The 19569-nt window shown below is 51.9% G+C and carries 12 protein-coding genes and 1 pseudogene; 10 read left to right on the top strand and 3 right to left on the bottom strand.

Annotated elements, in window-relative coordinates; translation table 11 throughout:
- Positions 1-11 precede the first annotated feature (11 nt).
- The 3 genes and pseudogenes from lpxM to ACE15A_RS13095 form a co-directional block, all read left to right on the top strand.
- Complete coding sequence (lpxM, locus tag ACE15A_RS13105) at positions 12-983, top strand: lauroyl-Kdo(2)-lipid IV(A) myristoyltransferase (RefSeq protein ID WP_023248791.1); 972 nt, start codon at positions 12-14, stop codon at positions 981-983.
- Between the two features lie 746 nt (positions 984-1729).
- Positions 1730-6958: an Ig-like domain-containing protein gene (locus ACE15A_RS13100; RefSeq protein ID WP_164984582.1), complete on the top strand. Its 5229-nt coding sequence runs from the start codon at positions 1730-1732 to the stop codon at positions 6956-6958.
- A gap of 286 nt (positions 6959-7244) precedes the next feature.
- Positions 7245-7444: pseudogene (locus ACE15A_RS13095) on the top strand (integrase core domain-containing protein); the annotation flags it as partial.
- 3 nt (positions 7445-7447) lie between these two features.
- Here ACE15A_RS13095 and pyk read toward each other — a convergent pair.
- Positions 7448-8890, bottom strand: a complete 1443-nt coding sequence (gene pyk, locus ACE15A_RS13090; protein ID WP_023246238.1) for a pyruvate kinase — start codon at positions 8888-8890, stop codon at positions 7448-7450.
- Between the two features lie 123 nt (positions 8891-9013).
- Positions 9014-9883, bottom strand: coding sequence for a MurR/RpiR family transcriptional regulator (locus tag ACE15A_RS13085; protein ID WP_001056723.1), 870 nt, complete (start codon positions 9881-9883; stop codon positions 9014-9016).
- Positions 9884-10224: 341 nt separating this feature from the next.
- On the opposite strand from ACE15A_RS13085, the gene zwf reads away from it, so the two are divergent.
- The 3 genes from zwf to kdgA all read left to right on the top strand — a co-directional run bounded on the left by zwf (position 10225) and on the right by kdgA (position 14425).
- Positions 10225-11700, top strand: a complete 1476-nt coding sequence (gene zwf, locus ACE15A_RS13080; protein ID WP_053508927.1) for a glucose-6-phosphate dehydrogenase — start codon at positions 10225-10227, stop codon at positions 11698-11700.
- A gap of 234 nt (positions 11701-11934) precedes the next feature.
- Positions 11935-13746: a phosphogluconate dehydratase gene (gene edd / locus ACE15A_RS13075; RefSeq protein WP_129382441.1), complete on the top strand. Its 1812-nt coding sequence runs from the start codon at positions 11935-11937 to the stop codon at positions 13744-13746.
- A gap of 37 nt (positions 13747-13783) precedes the next feature.
- Positions 13784-14425 carry a bifunctional 4-hydroxy-2-oxoglutarate aldolase/2-dehydro-3-deoxy-phosphogluconate aldolase gene (gene kdgA / locus ACE15A_RS13070; protein WP_053508930.1) on the top strand — a complete coding sequence of 214 codons (642 nt, stop codon included), beginning with the start codon at positions 13784-13786 and terminating at the stop codon, positions 14423-14425.
- Positions 14426-14522: 97 nt separating this feature from the next.
- Here the strand turns inward: kdgA and purT are convergent, their stop codons facing one another.
- Positions 14523-15701: a formate-dependent phosphoribosylglycinamide formyltransferase gene (gene purT, locus ACE15A_RS13065; RefSeq protein WP_053508931.1), complete on the bottom strand. Its 1179-nt coding sequence runs from the start codon at positions 15699-15701 to the stop codon at positions 14523-14525.
- A gap of 130 nt (positions 15702-15831) precedes the next feature.
- On the opposite strand from purT, the gene yebG reads away from it, so the two are divergent.
- The 4 genes from yebG (at position 15832) to ptrB (ending at position 19560) form a co-directional block, all read left to right on the top strand.
- On the top strand, positions 15832-16122 hold the full coding sequence (gene yebG, locus ACE15A_RS13060) for a DNA damage-inducible protein YebG (protein WP_023246234.1): 291 nt from the start codon (positions 15832-15834) through the stop codon (positions 16120-16122).
- Positions 16123-16189: 67 nt separating this feature from the next.
- Positions 16190-16543 carry a protein YebF gene (yebF, locus tag ACE15A_RS13055; protein ID WP_053508933.1) on the top strand — a complete coding sequence of 118 codons (354 nt, stop codon included), beginning with the start codon at positions 16190-16192 and terminating at the stop codon, positions 16541-16543.
- A gap of 93 nt (positions 16544-16636) precedes the next feature.
- The gene (locus tag ACE15A_RS13050; protein WP_023178693.1) at positions 16637-17296 is read left to right on the top strand and encodes a tellurite resistance TerB family protein; all 660 of its coding nucleotides are present in this window, start codon (positions 16637-16639) and stop codon (positions 17294-17296) included.
- Positions 17297-17508: 212 nt separating this feature from the next.
- Entirely contained in the window at positions 17509-19560 is a 2052-nt protein-coding gene (ptrB, locus tag ACE15A_RS13045) for an oligopeptidase B (RefSeq protein WP_053508935.1), read from the top strand.
- Positions 19561-19569: the final 9 nt, after the last annotated feature.

Below are 19569 nucleotides of genomic sequence, written 5' to 3'. Positions count from 1 at the left end.
CCTGGAACAGCATGAAAACCCAAAAAAATAATAGAGAATATATCCCTGAATTTGAAAAATCCTTTCGCTATCCGCAGTATTGGGGCGCCTGGTTGGGCGCTGCGGCAATGGCGGGGATCGCATTAACCCCGGCATCATTTCGCGACCCTTTGCTGGCGACGCTGGGGCGTTTTGCCGGACGTATGGGAAAGAGCTCCCGTCGCCGTGCGCTGATTAATCTGTCATTGTGCTTTCCGCAGCGTAGCGAAGTTGAGCGCGAAGCAATTGTCGATGAAATGTTCGCCACCGCGCCGCAGGCGATGGCGATGATGGCTGAGCTGGCGATGCGCGGTCCGAAAAAAATTCAACAGCGTGTTGACTGGGAAGGTCTGGAAATCATTGAGGAGATGCGTCGTAACGACGAGAAAGTCATTTTCCTTGTGCCGCATGGCTGGGGTGTGGATATTCCGGCCATGCTGATGGCCTCGCAAGGGCAAAAAATGGCGGCGATGTTTCATAACCAGGGTAACCCGGTTTTTGACTATATCTGGAACACGGTGCGTCGGCGTTTCGGCGGACGTTTACATGCGCGTAATGACGGGATTAAACCCTTCATTCAGTCTGTTCGCCAGGGCTACTGGGGTTACTACCTACCGGACCAGGATCACGGCCCGGAGCATAGTGAATTCGTTGATTTCTTTGCAACGTACAAAGCGACGCTGCCTGCGATTGGTCGGCTGATGAAAGTGTGTCGCGCACGCGTGATACCGCTTTTCCCGGTTTATAATGGTAAAACGCATCGCCTGACCATCCAGATTCGCCCACCAATGGACGATCTTCTCACCGCTGACGATCACACTATCGCCAGACGAATGAACGAAGAGGTCGAAATTTTTGTCGGCCCGCATCCGGAACAGTACACCTGGATTCTGAAATTGCTCAAAACTCGCAAGCCGGGCGAGATCCAGCCGTATAAGCGTAAAGATCTTTATCCCATCAAATAAATAAAGCCTCTCGTAAGAGAGGCTTTATATTGTGTATACCCCGTCCTGAATAGCGTTGGCACATTTTGCTTATACATGTGATGAACCAATAAGTTAACGCACACAACACGATGACTCACTGTTGTTTAAACCGGTCGTCGTTGAACAGGTCGAAAAAGGCGAAATGACATACTGCCAGCGGCAGCATACAAACGAACGCGTCGCTAAAACTGAAGGTTAATGAAACGCTTACTATAATAATTATGGATAATCAATAAATTACTCATAATGTAAATAATAGGAAATAAAATAGCTCTCTTGAAGAATATTATTTTTTGTCTCTTGATAGCGAATACCTGATCTATTATTAATTATGGGGGTAGCTATAAATTTCCTTCTTTTAAATCATTTAAATGATGTAACTGTTTGTTATTTTATGATGTTAGAAAAACTAAATTTATAAATAAGAAATCATAAAGCTGCTTCCTGAAAAAATATTAATATACTCTCAAGTGGTTTTTATTCTGCCTCGTCGTTAACCTAAAAGGATTTTGGCTATGCGTTTTTCCACTCGATTTACGGCCTGCATACAAATATGTATTCATATAATATTTTTATTTATTAACTCTTTTGTATTTTCATTCCCAATCAGAGCGGAAACTACCCCCTCGTCAGCGCCGCAGACAACGGTCACAGCGGCATCAAACACGGCGAAAGAAGACGATGCAGGTAAGAATCTCGCGAATGTGCTTTCCAGCACTGGTGCTATGTTGAATCAGGATAACAAAACGGATGCATTAATCAATTCTGCGATTAATAATGGATCTGCTTACGCCACTAATGCAGTACAAAACTGGCTTCAGCAATTTGGTACGGCGAGGGTAAATCTGGGTCTCGATAACGATCTGTCGCTGGAAAGTGCTAGCCTGGATATACTGTTGCCGCTTTATGATGACAAGAAACACAACCTGTTATTTACACAATTAGGCGGAAGACGCGATGACGATCGTAATATTATCAACGCAGGCGTGGGCTACCGCTATTTCGCCGACCACTGGATGTGGGGCGTTAACGCATTTTATGATCAGCAAATCTCCAGTGTTACCCACCAGCGTCTGGGTTTCGGCGGCGAGCTTGGCTGGGATTATTTCAAGCTGAGCGCCAACGCCTATCAGCGTCTTTCTGGCTGGAAAGATTCGAAAGACCATACTGATTACGAAGAACGTGTCGCCAACGGCTATGATGTGCGAGCCGAAGGCTATTTACCAGCATATCCGCAGCTAGGCGCTCAGTTGATTTGGGAGCAGTATTATGGCGATGACGTTGCTCTGTTTGGCGATAGCGACGACGACCGTCAACGTGATCCTTATGCTTTGACCGCAGGCGTTAATTACACCCCGGTTCCGCTGTTTTCCGTTGGCTTAAATCAAAAAATGGGGAAAGGCAATCATAACGATACTCAAATTGAGATGGCGGTTAACTGGATGCTCGGCTCGCCGCTCAATGCTCAGCTCGACGCCGATAATGTCAAAAACCGCCGCACACTTCTCGGCAGTCGCCTTGATTTGGTTAATCGCAATAACACTATCGTGCTGGAATACCGCAAGAAAGAGTTAATTTCGCTGAAAGTGCCGGAAAAAATGACCGGCGTGGAAGATGAAACCCTGCCTGTCAACGTAACTGTGAAGAGTAAATATCCTCTCGATCATATCACCTGGCAGGATGATAGCCTGATACAGAACGGCGGCAACATCACCGAGGAAAATGGGACGTGGACGGTTACGATGCCGCACTACGTGCAAAATGGTGCCGAGAAGAATATGTATGTTGTCGCCGCCACGGCATACGACAACCAGGGTAATAAATCTGACGTCAGCCATATGACTGTCGCCGTGAGCGGCTTTAACCCTAATGACATTGTTACCGCAACCACAGCGGCCAGCACAACTCTGCCGGCAGACGGCGTCAGCACCACGCAGGTGAGCGTTACTGTTACGTCCGGTAGCGGGCAAAAAATTACCGGCCTCGCCAGTAGCCTTAGCGCCCAGCTCATTCGTAACACGCAGATTCAGGGGGCATCGGCGGCCTCGCCGGTAGCGGAAAAAATCAGCGAGTTTAAAGAGCAATCGCCGGGCGTGTACGTCAGTACCTTCACCGCAGGCACCCAGCCTGGCGCGGTTATCGTTCAGCCTCTCTACAATCAGACGACCAAGCTCAACACAACCACCATTAACCTTACGGCAGTGAAAGACACCGCGCATTTCGCCACACTTGATGCGTCCAAAACCACAGCGCTGGCGAATAGTCAGGATGCGATTTCAATGACTGCGCACGTGGTGGATGCGATGAATAATCCTGTTCAGGGCGTGACCGTGCACTGGGAAAGCGACAATGCTGGCGCGATGCTAAACACACCATCAAGCACAACGGATAGCCAGGGTAATGCCGTCGCCTCTGTCACCAGCGGTCAAATCATAAGCACAACGGTGAGTGTAACGCTGGATAACGGCGAATCCATGCAGAGTAAAACGCTGCAGTTTACGGCCGACGCCAGCAGCGCAAAAGTCATAAAAATTGATGCCGATAAAACCCTTGCTCGCGCCGATAATCAGGACGCTATCACCGTCAGCGCGATGGTCACTGATGCCAGCCAGCACCCGCTGGTGAACCAGCCCGTTAACTGGGCGATCGATTCGGCCAGCGGCAGCGCTCACCTGGCGGATAAACAGAGTAATACCGATGAAAATGGCATCGCCACCGTCACGCTGAAATCAGCGAAAGCCGGACAGGGCATCGTTTCGGCCTCAACAGGCGACAGCGAAGCGTTAAAAACAGATACGCTAACCTTCCTGCCAGACGTTAAAACCGCGACATTGAGCAGCGTAACGGTCAGCAAAACGTCAGCTCTCGCGAACGGGCACGATCCTGTGACGTTCAGCGTAAAGGTTGAAGATGCTAATAAAAATCCATTAAAAGGAATACAAATTAGCTGGGCAACCAGCAGTACCCAGGCCAGTCTGTCCGCCACCTCCACCAGCACGGACGCGCAGGGGGAAGCGACAGTAGATCTGACTTCCACCGCCGTAGAAAACGTGACGGTGACCGCGACACTGGGAGAACAATCGCAAACTTCGCCCACGGTTAATTTCCTCGCCGATGACGCCACAGCATCCGTTCAGTCAGTGAATGCCGACAAAACCCAGGCGGTTGCTAACCAAAACGACCGGATTACGCTGACAGCTCACGTTATCGATGCCAATGAGCACCCTGTCGCTAACAGCGCAATTGAATGGAAAATCGTGGAAGGACAAGGCACGCTGAGCACCACGCAAAACAGCACCGACCAGCAAGGTGATGCCATTGTAACGCTGGTCTCATCCGTGCAGGGTAAGGTCGTCGTCTCAGCCAGCGCCGCAACCGGCGGGGCGGTTAATTCGCCCGACCTTCTGTTTACCGCAGATACCGCAACAGCCAAAGTGACTGACATTACTGTAGATAAATCGACGGCTATCGCCAATGGTAAAGACCAGATTACCTACACCGCCACCGTGACGGATGCAAAAGGCAATCCAGTTAAGGAACAGGACGTTAACTGGAAGGTAACGCCTGCCACGGCAAAACTGTCTGCAGTAACGACCCAAACGGACGTGAACGGAACCACTACGGTGACTGTGACAACGCTGAAAGCAGGTGACGTAAACGTCACCGCCCAGGCAACTACGGGCGCGGCGTGGAATGCGCCGGTAACCACATTTACCGGTGATACCGCTACCGCACAGATAGGAAACATCACCGTGAGTAAAACCACCGCCATCGCCGATGGCGTGGATAGCATTACCTATACCGGCACCGTTATCGATGCCAACAGCAATCCTGTTGCAGGTGTTACTGCAGAATGGTCGGTCAGCCCGGCTACGGGCAAGCTGTCAGCCACCACCAGCACCTCTGACATCGCAGGTAAAGTGACCGTCGCCTTAACATCTACCGAGGTAGAAAATTACGTGGTGACCGCAGAAGTCAATGGTAACCCTGAAAACGCCGAAACCGTTAACTTTACCGCTGACGCCGGATCGGCCGCCATCCGAACGCTTACGGCAAATAAAACGGACGATATCGCCGCAGGAAGAGACACTATCACTCTTACCGCAACGGTACAGGATGCGTCGGGGCACCCTATTGCGAACGCTAACGTGAACTGGTCATCCGATAATACTTCGGGCAACTTCAGCGAAACCACCACGGCCACGGATGCCCAGGGTCAGGCGATTGTCACCTTTAGTGGCACACTCGCACAGGTCACAACTGTGACGGCGAGTAGCGTGAATGACAGTGAGAAAACCATTCAGCTCAACATCGTACCGGATCAGTTGAGCGCGAAAGTGGTCTCGATCACCTCTCCGGAACATGACTACGATGCCATAGCCAATGGAATGGACGCGATTAACTTAACGGCCACCGTGAAGGATCAATACGGCAACGTCATCAATCAGGGCGACGTAGCCTGGAGTCTTGACCCGGCGAGTTCTGCACAGCTCTCTGCCGACACCGTACCCACCAATACCGAGGGCAAATCTACTGTATCCGTTACTTCAGAGAATATTGTCTCATGCAAAGCGGTCGCCACGTTCAATGGCATCAGTACACACTCGGTGACGATGCGTTTTATCGCTGACAGCACGACAGAGAAGCTCTCGCAAATCACTGCCAGCAAAACGACGGATATCGTCGCCGGAAAAGACGTCATCACGCTTCAGGCCGCCGTCACCGACGGGAATAACAATCCCGTCGCTAACGCGACGGTAAATTGGGGGACTGATAGCAGCGGGGGGGCATTCCAGCCAGCCGACAGCAGCGTCACCGACAGCAATGGTTTAGCCAGTGTGACTTACACAGATACCAAAGCCGGTACAACGACTGTCGGGGCGGGTATCAACGATTCTCAGAAAGAATTACAGTTGAACGTTATCGGTGATGTTGACACCGCAACGCTCTCAAACATTAAGGCCGATAAAACCCAGGCCGTAGCGGACAACACCGACACGGTCACCTGGTCCGTCACCGTGAAGGACGGTTACGGCAACGTTCTGCCGTCAACGGCGATTAACTGGAGCAGCGACGACCCGGATCTGACGCTTACGGCCAACAGTAGCGTAACCAACGAGCAGGGTATCGCCTCCATTTCAGGCCATACGCTGAAAGCACGTGATGCGGTGGTGACAGCAACCGTTCCAGGTAATGGCAAAACGCTGTCAGCCGCTAAAGTGACCTTTATTGGCGACGCGAAAACGGCAACGCTGCTTTCACTGACAGTGGATAAAACCAACGCACTCGCTAATGGCTCTGATACTGTTACCTATACCACTCAAATTGAGGATGTGAACCATAACAGTGTGCCTAATGCAGCCATTAACTGGCAGACCACGCTGAACAAGCTGTCAGCGTCAACAACCAATACTAACAGTTCTGGCGTCGCCACAGTGAAACTAAGTGGTAATGATGTTGGTCAGGCCACGGTAACAGCATCGATCAATACGTCGTCATTAAAAAATGACCAGGTGAAGTTTATCAACACCATTGAAGATACATGGTATGTCACAACGGATTCATCAACCTATACGTCTTCGTCAATCAAAGGTTATTCCGATTTAGGTTTTGTCACCTCTGCGCCCACAACGGGCCCGACAGAACTGGTCTGGGCGCCTTCTGGCGATTATTCTAAAGTCTCAACGCCCGTGACGCTGGTAGATAACAGTGGGCAGCAGTATACGGTTAATCTCAAAGGCTATCGTAAATCGGATTGTTCACAACGTCCTCTTAACGCTGCCGTGGGATGTAGCAGCTCAGGCGGGTACCAGGCCAGATTTACATGGAGCCGCAGCGATAATCAGGCTATCCCACCGGGTCATTACACTGGACTGATCCATTTCTACGGACAAGACTGGCATACCAGTTGGGCGTTTGAATACCGATTAACGTTGGATTTAACTATTAACTGACAGCGAATAAAAAAGCGAGCCACAAGGTTCGCTTTTTTATATCCGTTCCCCCGCCCTGAATAACGTTGACATATTTAACGTATAGACAGATGAAAGTTTGATGAATCAAAAAGTTAAACGCACACGGTGCGATCACTCTCTATCCTTTAAACTGGCTGTCGTTGAGCAGGTCGGAAAAGGCGAAATGACATACTGCCAGGCGCAAAACCGCGGGCAACCATACTGTGCTGAACTGGCTGAACAAACGGTTAACCCGACTGGCTCACGTCCTCTTCACTCAGAAAGTGCGGAGCCAGAAGATAGAGAACAGGCAAGAAGGATGGTCAGGGAGTCGGTAGAAATTTACAACACTCAGCGGCCTCATCTGTCGCTACAATACAAAACGCCCGATGAGGTTCATCGGGCGTTATAAGACTGAAAAGTGTCAACCTATTCCAGGACTCGTCAGTAATACCTGATGGCGCAACGCTTATCAGGCCTGGGTGAGTTTTACTCAACGGTCAAAATACGCGTGGTATTGGTCGAACCTACTGTGCTCATTACATCGCCCTGGGTCACGATCACCAGGTCGCCGGAAACCAGATACCCTTTATCGCGCAGCAGATTAACAGCTTCATGCGCCGCGACAACGCCATCAGCCGCGCTGTCAAAATGCACCGGCGTTACGCCGCGGTAGAGCGCGGTCAGGTTCAGCGTGCGTTCATGGCGTGACATGGCGAAAATCGGCAGGCCGGAGCTGATACGGGAAGTCATCAGCGCGGTACGACCGGATTCCGTCATAGTGATGATCGCGGTAACGCCTTTCAGATGGTTTGCCGCATACATCGCAGACATGGCAATGGCTTCTTCGACATTGTCGAACTGCACGTCGAGACGGTGTTTAGACACATTGATGCTGGGGATTTTTTCTGCGCCCAGGCAGACACGCGCCATTGCGGCAACGGTTTCAGACGGATACTGACCGGCTGCGGTTTCGGCAGACAACATAACCGCATCAGTGCCATCCAGTACGGCGTTCGCCACGTCCATCACTTCTGCACGGGTTGGCATTGGGTTAGTGATCATCGATTCCATCATCTGGGTTGCAGTGATGACTGCGCGGTTCAGTTGACGCGCACGGCGAATCAGCGCTTTCTGGATTCCGACCAGTTCCGGATCGCCGATTTCAACGCCCAGGTCGCCACGAGCGACCATCACCACGTCAGATGCCAGAATGATGTCGTCCATGGCGTTTTCATCGCATACCGCTTCGGCGCGTTCGACCTTAGCCACGATTTTCGCGTCGCAGCCGGCGTCGCGTGCCAGTCGGCGTGCATAGTTCAGATCTTCGCCGCAGCGTGGGAAGGAGACGGCCAGATAGTCAACGCCTATCAGCGCAGCGGTCTGAATATCGGCTTTGTCTTTTTCGGTCAGCGCTTCGGCAGAAAGCCCGCCGCCGAGCTTGTTAATGCCTTTATTGTTAGACAGCGGGCCGCCGACGGTGACTTCGGTAAAGACTTTCATGCCCTGGACTTCAAGCACTTTCAGTTGCACGCGACCATCATCAAGCAGCAGAATATCGCCGGGAACGACGTCTGCCGGCAATCCTTTGTAATCAATGCCGACTTTTTCTTTGTCGCCTTCGCCTTTACCCAGGTTCGCGTCTAACAGAAATTTGTCCCCAATGTTGAGGAACACTTTGCCTTCTTTGAAGGTGGAAACGCGAATTTTTGGCCCTTGCAGGTCGCCTAAAATAGCCACATGACGCCCCAGTCTGGCGGCAATCTCACGGACTTTATCAGCACGCATTTTATGATCTTCCGGCGAGCCGTGAGAGAAGTTCATACGTACTACGTTTGCGCCCGCGGCGATAACCTTCTCAAGGTTGTTATCGCGGTCAGTTGCCGGGCCTAACGTGGTAACGATTTTGGTTCTGCGAAGCCTTCTGGACATGTAATACTCCGTTGACTAAAACAACTTGGTGTTGCGTGAACATTGATCCGGTCGTTCTGAAACCTTAACGGTATAAAATGAACGTCCCCGGATGACGAAAAGGGTAGAACATTGTTATTGCTTTTAGCGGTCATCACTCCTGGTGAGTAATTCTTTATCAAAACGCGATTCCTTGAGCGCTTCCTTGACACGCTTCAAGTTATCTCTGAATTTTGCCCCACGGCGCAAAGTAAATCCCGTTGCCAGCACATCTATCACGGTCAGCTGAGCAAGTCGAGAGACCATAGGCATATAAATGTCTGTATCTTCCGGTACATCGAGGGTAATGGCCAGCGTGGCTTCGCGCGCCAGCGGGGTTCCAGCGGAAGTCAGGGCGATCACCATCGCATCGTTTTCCCGCGCCAACTGCGCCAGCTCCACCAGGCTCTTGGTTCTGCCAGTATGAGAAATAAGCACGACGACGTCATCATCGCTACAATTCATACAGCTCATTCGTTGCAGCACGATATCGTCGGAGTAAATCACCGGTACATTGAAGCGAAAAAACTTGTTCATGGCGTCATGTGCGACCGCGGCGGAGGAACCAAGACCGAAAAAGGCGATTTTTTTTGCCTGGGTCAGTAAATCGACCGCGCGGTTGACGGCCGATTTATCCAGCGACTGGCGAACATGGTCAAGGCTGGCCATGGCGGACTCGAAGATTTTTCCTGTATAGGCCTCAACGCTGTCATCTTCATCCACATTGCGATTAACATAGGGGGTGCCATTTGCCAGACTTTGCGCCAGATGCAGTTTAAAATCAGGAAAGCCGCGGGTATTCATACTGCGACAGAAGCGGTTCACCGTCGGCTCGCTAACGTTGGCTTCCTGGGCCAGCATGGCAATGCTTAAGTGAATCGATCTGCCGGGGGCGGCCAGAATAACATCGGCGACTTTTCGTTCAGATTTGCTTAAATGTTCCAGTTGAGACTGGACTTTTTCCAGCATATTCATGATTAGCAAGGCTCATGGGTATTAGCGATTTCAATGATGCGCGAAACCGAGCGCGTTTTGTTAGATATTACCCCTGGCGACTGCCGAAGGGAGCAAAATGGTTAAAAAAGGTGTCGTTTTTTTTCATTACATGACCGATGTCGGATTTTAGGTTCCGGCTTGTGTGGAAAAACGACAATTTTATTAGGCGTTTTGCCGATTATATTGCCAGTCAAACGTCAGTTCACCCATGAAAAGGCGTTTACGGTTTCCGTAATCTCGTAAAAGCAGTACAGTGCTGTGTAATAAAATTACAACGATATCCTGGCTAAAGTACCAGGAGATTAACTGAGGAGAATGACATGGCGGTAACGCAAACAGCCCAGGCATGTGACCTGGTCATTTTCGGCGCGAAAGGCGACCTGGCGCGCCGGAAACTGCTGCCTTCCCTGTATCAGCTTGAGAAAGCCGGCCAGATCCATCCGGATACCCGTATTATTGGGGTAGGGCGCGCGGACTGGGATAAAGAAGCCTATACCCACGTCGTGCGTGAAGCGCTGGAAACCTTCATGAAGGAAAAAATCGATGAAGGATTGTGGGATACGCTGAGCGGCCGTCTGGATTTTTGTAATCTTGACGTTAACGATACGCCTGCGTTTAGTCGCCTGGGCGATATGCTGGATCAAAAAAACCGCACCACCATTAACTATTTTGCGATGCCGCCCAGCACCTTTGGCGCTATTTGTAAAGGGTTAGGGGAAGCTAAACTCAACGCCAAACCGGCGCGCGTCGTGATGGAAAAACCGTTGGGTACTTCACTGGTAACCTCGCGCGAGATTAATGATCAGGTTGGCGAATACTTTGAAGAGTGTCAGGTGTACCGTATTGACCACTATCTGGGCAAAGAAACGGTTCTCAACCTGCTGGCGCTGCGTTTTGCCAACTCGTTATTCGTTAATAACTGGGATAACCGCACTATCGATCATGTTGAGATTACCGTAGCGGAAGAGGTGGGGATTGAAGGGCGCTGGGGATACTTTGACCAGGCCGGCCAGATGCGCGATATGATCCAGAACCACTTGCTGCAAATTCTCTGCATGATTGCCATGTCACCGCCGTCTGACCTGAGCGCCGACAGCATTCGTGATGAAAAAGTGAAAGTGCTGAAATCGCTGCGTCGTATCGATCGCTCCAACGTGCGCGAAAAAACGGTTCGTGGTCAATACACCGCTGGTTTTGCGCAGGGTAAAAAGGTGCCGGGCTATCTGGAGGAAGAGGGGGCGAATAAAAGCAGCAACACCGAAACTTTCGTCGCGATCCGCGTTGACATCGATAACTGGCGTTGGGCGGGCGTGCCATTCTATCTGCGTACCGGCAAGCGCCTGCCAACCAAGTGCTCTGAAGTCGTGGTTTATTTCAAGACGCCTGAACTGAACCTCTTTAAAGAGTCCTGGCAAGACCTGCCACAGAACAAACTGACGATTCGCCTGCAGCCGGATGAGGGCGTAGATATTCAGGTGCTTAACAAAGTACCGGGGCTGGATCATAAGCATAACCTGCAAATCACGAAGCTTGATCTGAGCTACTCCGAGACCTTCAATCAGACGCACCTAGCGGATGCATATGAGCGCCTGCTGCTGGAGACGATGCGTGGCATTCAGGCGCTGTTTGTCCGCCGTGACGAAGTGGAAGAAGCCTGGAAGTGGGTGGATTCCATTACCGAAGCATGGGCGATGGACAACGATGCGCCGAAGCCGTATCAGGCGGGCACCTGGGGACCGGTAGCGTCCGTGGCGATGATTACCCGTGACGGTCGTTCATGGAATGAGTTTGAGTAACTTTGCCACTTATTCTTAGGTGTTATTTTACCGGTAACATGATCTAACACAGATTGTAGAATCATTTTTGCACTTTTAAGCCTCGTGTGGATTCACCCGCGAGGCTTTTTTTATTACACTTCCTGAAACGATTTTGCCCCATTATCGCCGGACATCATGTAGTTCGCTGTCTTTCCACATTGATGAAACACATGGTAAACCCGGTAGTCGGACAGCTAAATTTCAGGAGCCTCTATGAATTCTAATTTGTTACGCGTAACGCAGCGAATTGTCGAACGCTCGCAGCAGACCCGAAAAGCCTATCTTGCCCGTATTGAGCAGGCGAAAACCGCCACGGTTCACCGCTCTCAATTGGCCTGTGGCAACCTGGCGCATGGCTTCGCCGCCTGTCAGCCAGAGGACAAAGCCTCGCTGAAAAGTATGTTGCGCAATAATATCGCCATCATTACTTCCTACAATGACATGCTCTCTGCGCATCAACCGTATGAACATTATCCGGAGATCATTCGCCAGGCGCTGCATTCCGTGAACGCGGTAGGTCAGGTCGCAGGCGGCGTACCGGCAATGTGCGATGGCGTTACGCAAGGGCAGGACGGCATGGAGTTGTCATTACTCAGCCGCGAAGTGATAGCGATGTCGGCGGCGGTAGGGCTCTCTCACAATATGTTCGACGGCGCGTTATTCCTCGGCGTATGCGACAAAATCGTCCCGGGGCTGGCGATGGCTGCGCTCTCTTTTGGTCATTTACCCGCGATTTTTGTTCCGTCAGGCCCGATGGCGAGCGGCCTGGCGAATAAAGAAAAAGTCCGTATTCGTCAGCTATATGCGGAAGGAAAAGTAGACAGAATGGCGCTGCTGGAGTCGGAAGCCGCCTCTTACCATGCGCCGGGCACCTGTACATTTTACGGCACCGCCAACACCAACCAGATGGTGGTGGAGTTTATGGGGATGCAGTTGCCGGGTTCTTCGTTTGTGCATCCGGATGCGCCGCTGCGCGAGGCATTGACTGCCGCTGCCGCACGTCAGGTAACTCGTCTTACCGGCAATGGCAATACGTGGATGCCGCTCGGTAAAATGATCGACGAGAAAGTCGTGGTGAACGGCATTGTCGCGCTGTTGGCTACCGGCGGCTCCACCAACCACACCATGCATCTGGTTGCGATGGCGCGCGCGGCGGGAATTCTGATCAACTGGGATGACTTCTCGGATTTGTCGGAAGTGGTACCGTTGATGGCGCGCCTGTATCCGAACGGCCCGGCGGACATTAACCACTTCCAGGCGGCGGGCGGCGTACCGGTATTGGTACGCGAGTTGCTCAATGCCGGATTGCTGCACGAAGACGTTAACACTGTCGCAGGCTTCGGCCTGAAACGCTATACGCTGGAACCCTGGCTCAACAACGGCGAGCTGGACTGGCGTGAAGGCGCGGAAACGTCACTGGATAGCGATGTGATTGCCTCTTTTGATAAGCCATTCTCTCCCCACGGCGGCACTAAGGTACTGAGCGGTAATCTGGGACGCGCAGTGATGAAGACGTCTGCGGTACCGGTTGAAAATCAGATCATTGAAGCGCCTGCCGTGGTATTTGAAAGTCAGCATGATGTGCTGCCTGCGTTCGACGCGGGTCTGCTTGACCGGGATTGTGTCGTTGTCGTGCGTCATCAGGGACCAAAAGCGAATGGAATGCCAGAATTACATAAACCCATGCCGCCACTTGGTGTATTATTGGACCGCTGTTTCAAAATCGCGTTAGTTACAGATGGACGACTTTCAGGCGCTTCGGGTAAAGTGCCTTCAGCTATCCACGTAACGCCGGAAGCCTACGATGGCGGCTTACTGGCAAAAGTGCGCGATGGCGACATCATTCGCGTGAATGGACAGACAGGTGAGTTAACTCTGCTGGTCGACGAGGCAGAACTTGCCGTTCGCCAGCCTCATATTCCGGACCTGCGCGCGTCGCGCGTCGGAACGGGACGTGAGTTGTTCGGCGCGCTGCGCGAGAAGCTGTCGGGTGCGGAGCAAGGCGCAACCTGTATCACTTTTTAAGATGACACATTTGTAATCAGGCGAGAGAAGAATTCCGATGAAAAACTGGAAAACAAGTGCAGAAGCAATCCTGACCACCGGCCCGGTTGTCCCGGTCATTGTAGTCAATAAACTGGAGCACGCGGTGCCAATGGCTAAAGCGCTGGTGGCCGGGGGCGTTCGCGTTCTGGAAGTGACCTTACGTACGGCGTGCGCGATGGATGCTATTCGCGCTATCGCTAAAGAAGTGCCGGAAGCGATTGTCGGTGCCGGAACCGTTCTCAATCCGCAACAGTTGGCGGAGGTGACGGAAGCGGGCGCGCAGTTTGCGATTAGCCCGGGATTGACTGAGCCACTGTTGAAAGCCGCAACGGAAGGTACGATTCCATTGATCCCCGGTATTAGCACCGTTTCCGAACTGATGCTGGGCATGGACTATGGTCTGAAAGAGTTCAAATTCTTCCCGGCGGAAGCGAATGGCGGCACCAAAGCGTTACAGGCGATTGCCGGTCCGTTCTCTCAGGTACGTTTCTGCCCAACCGGCGGCATCTCTCCGGCAAACTATCGTGACTATCTGGCGCTGAAAAGCGTGTTGTGCATCGGCGGCTCCTGGCTGGTGCCGGCCGACGCGCTGGAAGCGGGTGATTACGATCGCATCACCAAACTGGCGCGTGAAGCGCTAGAAGGCGCAAAGCAGTAAGCCGTTAAATGCCCGATGACGCTTGCTTATCGGGCCTATGAGTTGCGAACTGTAGGCCTGATAAGACGCGCTAGCGTCGCCATCAGGCTATGGCGCATTAGCCTTTTACTATCACGCGGCTGACGGCCTTTTGCGCTCTTATCACCGCCTCTTCAACGTTTTCACCTGTCGCTAACGCTACGCCAAGACGACGGGCGCCGTCGATCTCCGGCTTACCAAACAGCCGCACCTGCACTCCTGCCCCTACCGCCGCGTGTACATTATCAAACGTCACATTCTGACTGGTAAGCTGCGGCAGAATCACGGCTGAGGCCGCGGGGCCATACTGGCGAATAGCGCCTACTGGCAGCCCTAAAAAGGCGCGTACATGCAGCGCAAACTCAGAAAGATCCTGAGAAATCAACGTCACCATTCCGGTATCGTGCGGGCGAGGGGAGACTTCGCTGAAAATAACTTCATCGCCACAGACGAAAAGTTCAACGCCGAACAGACCATGACCGCCTAACGCCAGCACCACATGACGGGCAATCTCTTGCGCCCGCTTCAGCGCCAGTTCGCTCATCTGCTGTGGCTGCCAGGATTCGCGATAGTCGCCATCTTGCTGACGATGACCGACCGGCGCACAGAAATGTACGCCATCGACGGCGCTAACGGTGAGCAACGTAATTTCAAAATCAAATTTAACCACGCCTTCCACAATCACGCGACCCGCGCCAGCGCGTCCGCCCTGTTGAGCATACTCCCATGCCTGCGCGAGCTGTTCGGCTGAGCGGATAAAACTTTGGCCTTTGCCGGAAGAGCTCATAACCGGTTTGACGATGCAAGGAAAACCTATTGCGGCTACCGCATCATGAAAACTGGCCTCACTGTCGGCAAAACGATACGCAGATGTCGGCAGACCTAATTCTTCTGCGGCCAGGCGACGAATCCCTTCGCGGTTCATCGTTAACTGCGTAGCACGGGCGCAGGGCACAACATTCAGCCCTTCGTCTTCCAGCTCACGCAGCGTATCGGTGGCGATCGCTTCTATTTCTGGCACGATATAATGCGGTTTTTCCACTGTAATCACATGACGTAGCGCCTCGCCGTCCAGCATATTAATGACGTGTGAACGGTGAGCCACATGCATGGCGGGAGCGTCAGGATAGCGATCGACGGCGATAATCTCGATTCCCAGGCGTTGGCATTCAATCGCCACCTCTTTTCCCAATTCTCCTGCACCTAATAACATCACCCGCGTTGCTGCCGGACGCAGCGCTGTGCCTAATAGCGTCATATTTCTGTCCCCTGATTTACCTGCGCGCAGTATATACGAAAACGTTTGCGTCTGTCTTTTCGAATAGATTGCTTTTCTTGCTGTCTCACAATATACTGTATATAAACACAGTTAACTAAGGGGCTGCAAAATGGCGGTTGAAGTTAAATACGTAGTCATTCGCGAGGGTGAGGAGAAGATGTCATTTACCAGTAAAAAGGAAGCCGACGCCTGGGACAAAATGCTCGATACTGCCGATCTTCTTGATACCTGGCTTGAGCAGTCGCCAGTCGTGCTGGAAGATGGGCAGCGCGAAGCGCTGTCGCTGTGGCTGGCGGAACATAAAGAGGTGTTAAGCACCATCCTGAAAACCGGTAAGTTGCCTTCTCCGCAGGCGGTTGAAAAGCACGCCGTGAGTAAAACGAAAAAGCAAGCCGCGTGAACCCACACTTGCGCTCCCGGCGTTTTGTACCATGCTTTTCCTGAACCATTGTGCTAAGGAGAAAAGTATGAATAAAAGAGGAGCGTTGTTGAGCCTGCTGTTGCTATCCGCCAGCGTATCGGCATTTGCGGCATCCACCGAGAGTAAATCGGTTAAGTTTCCGCAGTGCGAAGGGCTGGATGCCGCCGGGATTGCGGCAAGCGTGAAGCGCGACTACCAGCAAAATCGTATCGTGCGGTGGGCAGACGACCAAAAAAAGGTCGGGCAGGCTGACCCGGTCGCGTGGGTTAATGTGCAGGACGTTGTCGGTCAAAATGATAAATGGAATGTTCCACTTACCGTTCGCGGTAAAAGTGCCGACATTCATTATCAGGTCATCGTTGATTGCAAAGCTGGTACGGCGGAATATAAGCCTCGTTAGTAGCGTAATTTGCGCTTCTTTTGCCGGAACAGACAATTCCTGACATCCCCTCAGGTACGCTTGACCATTATTGGTCTGTATTTGAGGGGTACTATGGCTAACTGGTTGAACCAATTACAATCACTTCTTGGGCAAAAAGGCGCTTCCGCCTCGTCTTCCGGTGAACAGGGGCTAAATAAATTGCTGGTTCCCGGCGCGCTGGGCGGTCTGGCGGGACTGTTGGTCGCCAATAAGTCTTCGCGCAAATTATTAACCAAATATGGTACTGGCGCTTTGCTGGTGGGCGGTGGCGCGGTGGCGGGTTCCGTATTGTGGAATAAGTACAAAGATAAAGTACGCGCTGCGCACCAGGGAGAGCCGCAATTCGGCAGCCAAAGTACGCCGCTGGATGTTCGCACTGAGCGACTGATCCTGGCGCTGGTTTTTGCTGCAAAAAGCGACGGGCATATTGATGCCAAAGAACGCGCGGCGATTGAGCACCAACTGCGAGAATCAGGTGTGGAAGAGCAAGGGCGTGTGTTTATCGAGAAAGCTATCGAGCAGCCGCTTGATCCACAACGTCTGGCGCAGGGCGTTCGCAATGAAGAAGAAGCCCTTGAAGTCTACTTCCTGAGCTGCGCCGCCATTGATATTGACCACTTTATGGAACGTAGCTACCTGAATGCTTTAGGAGACGCGCTAAAAATTCCTCAGGATGTTCGGGACGGTATCGAGCAGGACTTGCAGCAGCAAAAACAGGCGCTACCTGGCTGATAACCTGCCATTAAGTAACATGTTTCGCTTGCATCATGCGTGTCTTTTGCCACCCTTATAGGATGGATAGTTTACGTCATTCATGTTGCAGGGTAGCGGCGAAGCAGTGACATCTCAGGCGCTTACCAAGGTGAGTGACCGGGATGACTATGCTAAGTCGCTGTGTTTGCCGCGTGATATATAACAAATATTAACGCAAAAGAAAAAACGACATGTTGCCAAAAGCCAATCGAATTCCCTATGCCATGACCGTACATGGCGACACGCGCATTGATAATTATTACTGGCTGCGAGATGACACTCGCTCGCAGCCGGAAGTCCTTGATTACCTGCATCAGGAAAATGAGTATGGCCGGAAGGTCATGACCTCTCAGCAGGCGTTACAGGACCGCATTCTAAAAGAAATTATCGATCGCATCCCGCCCAAAGAAGTCTCCGCCCCGTATGTGAAAAACGGCTATCGCTACCGTTATGTCTATGAACCCGGCTGCGAATATGCCATCTATCAACGACAATCGGCGTTAAGCGAAGAGTGGGATGGATGGGAAACCTTGCTTGATGCGAACCAGCGAGCCGCACACAGCGAATTTTATACGCTCGGCGGACTTGCCATTACGCCGGATAATACCATCATGGCGCTGGCAGAAGATTATTTATCCCGCCGTCAGTATGGGTTGCGTTTTCGTAACCTCGAAAGCGGTAACTGGTATCCGGAACTGCTGGATAACGTTGCGCCTGAATTCGTCTGGGCCAATGATTCCCTGACCCTTTACTATGTGCGTAAACATAAGAAGACCTTGCTGCCCTATCAGGTTTGGCGGCACACGATTGGCACTCCGTCGTCGCAAGATGAGCTGGTATATGAAGAGAAAGACGATACCTTTTATGTCAGCCTGCATAAAACCACTTCGCAACATTATGTGGTGATTCATCTTGCCAGCGCCACCACCAGCGAAGTGCTATTACTTGACGCGGAACTGGCCGATGCCGAGCCGTTTTCATTCTTACCGCGCCGCAAAGATCACGAATATAGTCTCGATCACTATCAGCACAAATTTTACCTGCGCTCTAACCGGAACGGTAAAAACTTTGGGTTGTACCGTACCCGCGTACGCAATGAAAACGCCTGGGAAGAGCTGATCCCTCCGCGCGAGCATATTATGCTGGAAGGGTTTACCCTGTTTACCGACTGGTTAGTGGTAGAAGAGCGTCAACGTGGCTTAACCAGCCTGCGGCAAATTAACCGTAAAACCCGTGAAGTGATAGGCATCGCCTTTGACGATCCGGCTTACGTGACGTGGCTTGCCTATAATCCTGAACCTGAGACCTCCCGGCTGCGTTACGGCTATTCTTCAATGACGACGCCAGATACCTTGTTTGAACTGGATATGGATACTGGAGAGCGACGGGTACTTAAACAGACGGAAGTGCCTGGGTTTGATTCTGGCTGTTATCGGAGCGAACACCTGTGGATCACCGCGCGCGACGGCGTCGAAGTGCCGGTATCGCTGGTTTATCATCAGAAGTATTTTCGTAAAGGGCAAAATCCGCTTCTGGTTTACGGCTACGGATCTTACGGTTCCAGTATTGACGCAGACTTCAGCAGCAGTCGACTGAGCTTGCTGGATCGTGGCTTTGTTTACGCTATCGTACACGTTCGCGGTGGCGGCGAGCTGGGGCAGCAGTGGTATGAGGATGGCAAGTTCCTCAAAAAGCGGAATACCTTTAATGACTATCTTGATGCCTGCGATGCCTTATTAAAACTGGGCTACGGTTCGCCTTCGCTGTGTTACGGGATGGGCGGGAGCGCGGGCGGAATGCTAATGGGCGTCGCTATCAACGAGCGTCCCGAGCTTTTCCACGGCGTTATTGCTCAGGTACCGTTTGTTGATGTATTGACCACGATGATGGATGAGTCGATCCCATTAACGACAGGAGAGTTTGAAGAGTGGGGGAACCCGCAGGACATTGAGTATTATGACTATATGAAAAGCTATAGTCCCTATGACAATGTTAAAGCGCAGGACTATCCGCACCTGCTGGTGACAACCGGATTGCACGATTCTCAGGTGCAATACTGGGAACCGGCGAAATGGGTGGCAAAATTACGCGAGCTAAAAACGAACGATCATCTGTTGCTATTATGTACCGATATGGACTCCGGCCACGGTGGTAAGTCGGGGCGGTTTAAATCCTATGAAGGCGTCGCGCTGGAGTTCGCCTTTTTAATCGGCCTGGCGCAGGGAACCTTATATAGCGCGTAAACGCGCGTC

Origin of the sequence: Salmonella sp. HY31 (assembly GCF_042604575.1) — a bacterium.
Taxonomy (GTDB): domain Bacteria; phylum Pseudomonadota; class Gammaproteobacteria; order Enterobacterales; family Enterobacteriaceae; genus Salmonella; species Salmonella diarizonae.
Note: the sequence above shows the minus strand (reverse complement) of the source record. Positions and strands in the feature narration are given on the sequence as shown.

What these genes read in the sequence shown, in the direction of transcription:
- ACE15A_RS13085 (WP_001056723.1), bottom strand. Translation starts at nt 9,883, where the DNA reads ATGAATATGCTGGAAAAAGTCCAGTCTCAACTGGAACATTTAAGCAAA.
- ptrB (WP_053508935.1), top strand. Translation starts at nt 17,509, where the DNA reads ATGTTGCCAAAAGCCAATCGAATTCCCTATGCCATGACCGTACATGGC.
- yebF (WP_053508933.1), top strand. Translation starts at nt 16,190, where the DNA reads ATGAATAAAAGAGGAGCGTTGTTGAGCCTGCTGTTGCTATCCGCCAGC.
- edd (WP_129382441.1), top strand. Translation starts at nt 11,935, where the DNA reads ATGAATTCTAATTTGTTACGCGTAACGCAGCGAATTGTCGAACGCTCG.
- kdgA (WP_053508930.1), top strand. Translation starts at nt 13,784, where the DNA reads ATGAAAAACTGGAAAACAAGTGCAGAAGCAATCCTGACCACCGGCCCG.
- lpxM (WP_023248791.1), top strand. Translation starts at nt 12, where the DNA reads ATGAAAACCCAAAAAAATAATAGAGAATATATCCCTGAATTTGAAAAA.
- purT (WP_053508931.1), bottom strand. Translation starts at nt 15,701, where the DNA reads ATGACGCTATTAGGCACAGCGCTGCGTCCGGCAGCAACGCGGGTGATG.
- zwf (WP_053508927.1), top strand. Translation starts at nt 10,225, where the DNA reads ATGGCGGTAACGCAAACAGCCCAGGCATGTGACCTGGTCATTTTCGGC.
- ACE15A_RS13100 (WP_164984582.1), top strand. Translation starts at nt 1,730, where the DNA reads ATGTTGAATCAGGATAACAAAACGGATGCATTAATCAATTCTGCGATT.
- pyk (WP_023246238.1), bottom strand. Translation starts at nt 8,890, where the DNA reads ATGTCCAGAAGGCTTCGCAGAACCAAAATCGTTACCACGTTAGGCCCG.
- ACE15A_RS13050 (WP_023178693.1), top strand. Translation starts at nt 16,637, where the DNA reads ATGGCTAACTGGTTGAACCAATTACAATCACTTCTTGGGCAAAAAGGC.
- yebG (WP_023246234.1), top strand. Translation starts at nt 15,832, where the DNA reads ATGGCGGTTGAAGTTAAATACGTAGTCATTCGCGAGGGTGAGGAGAAG.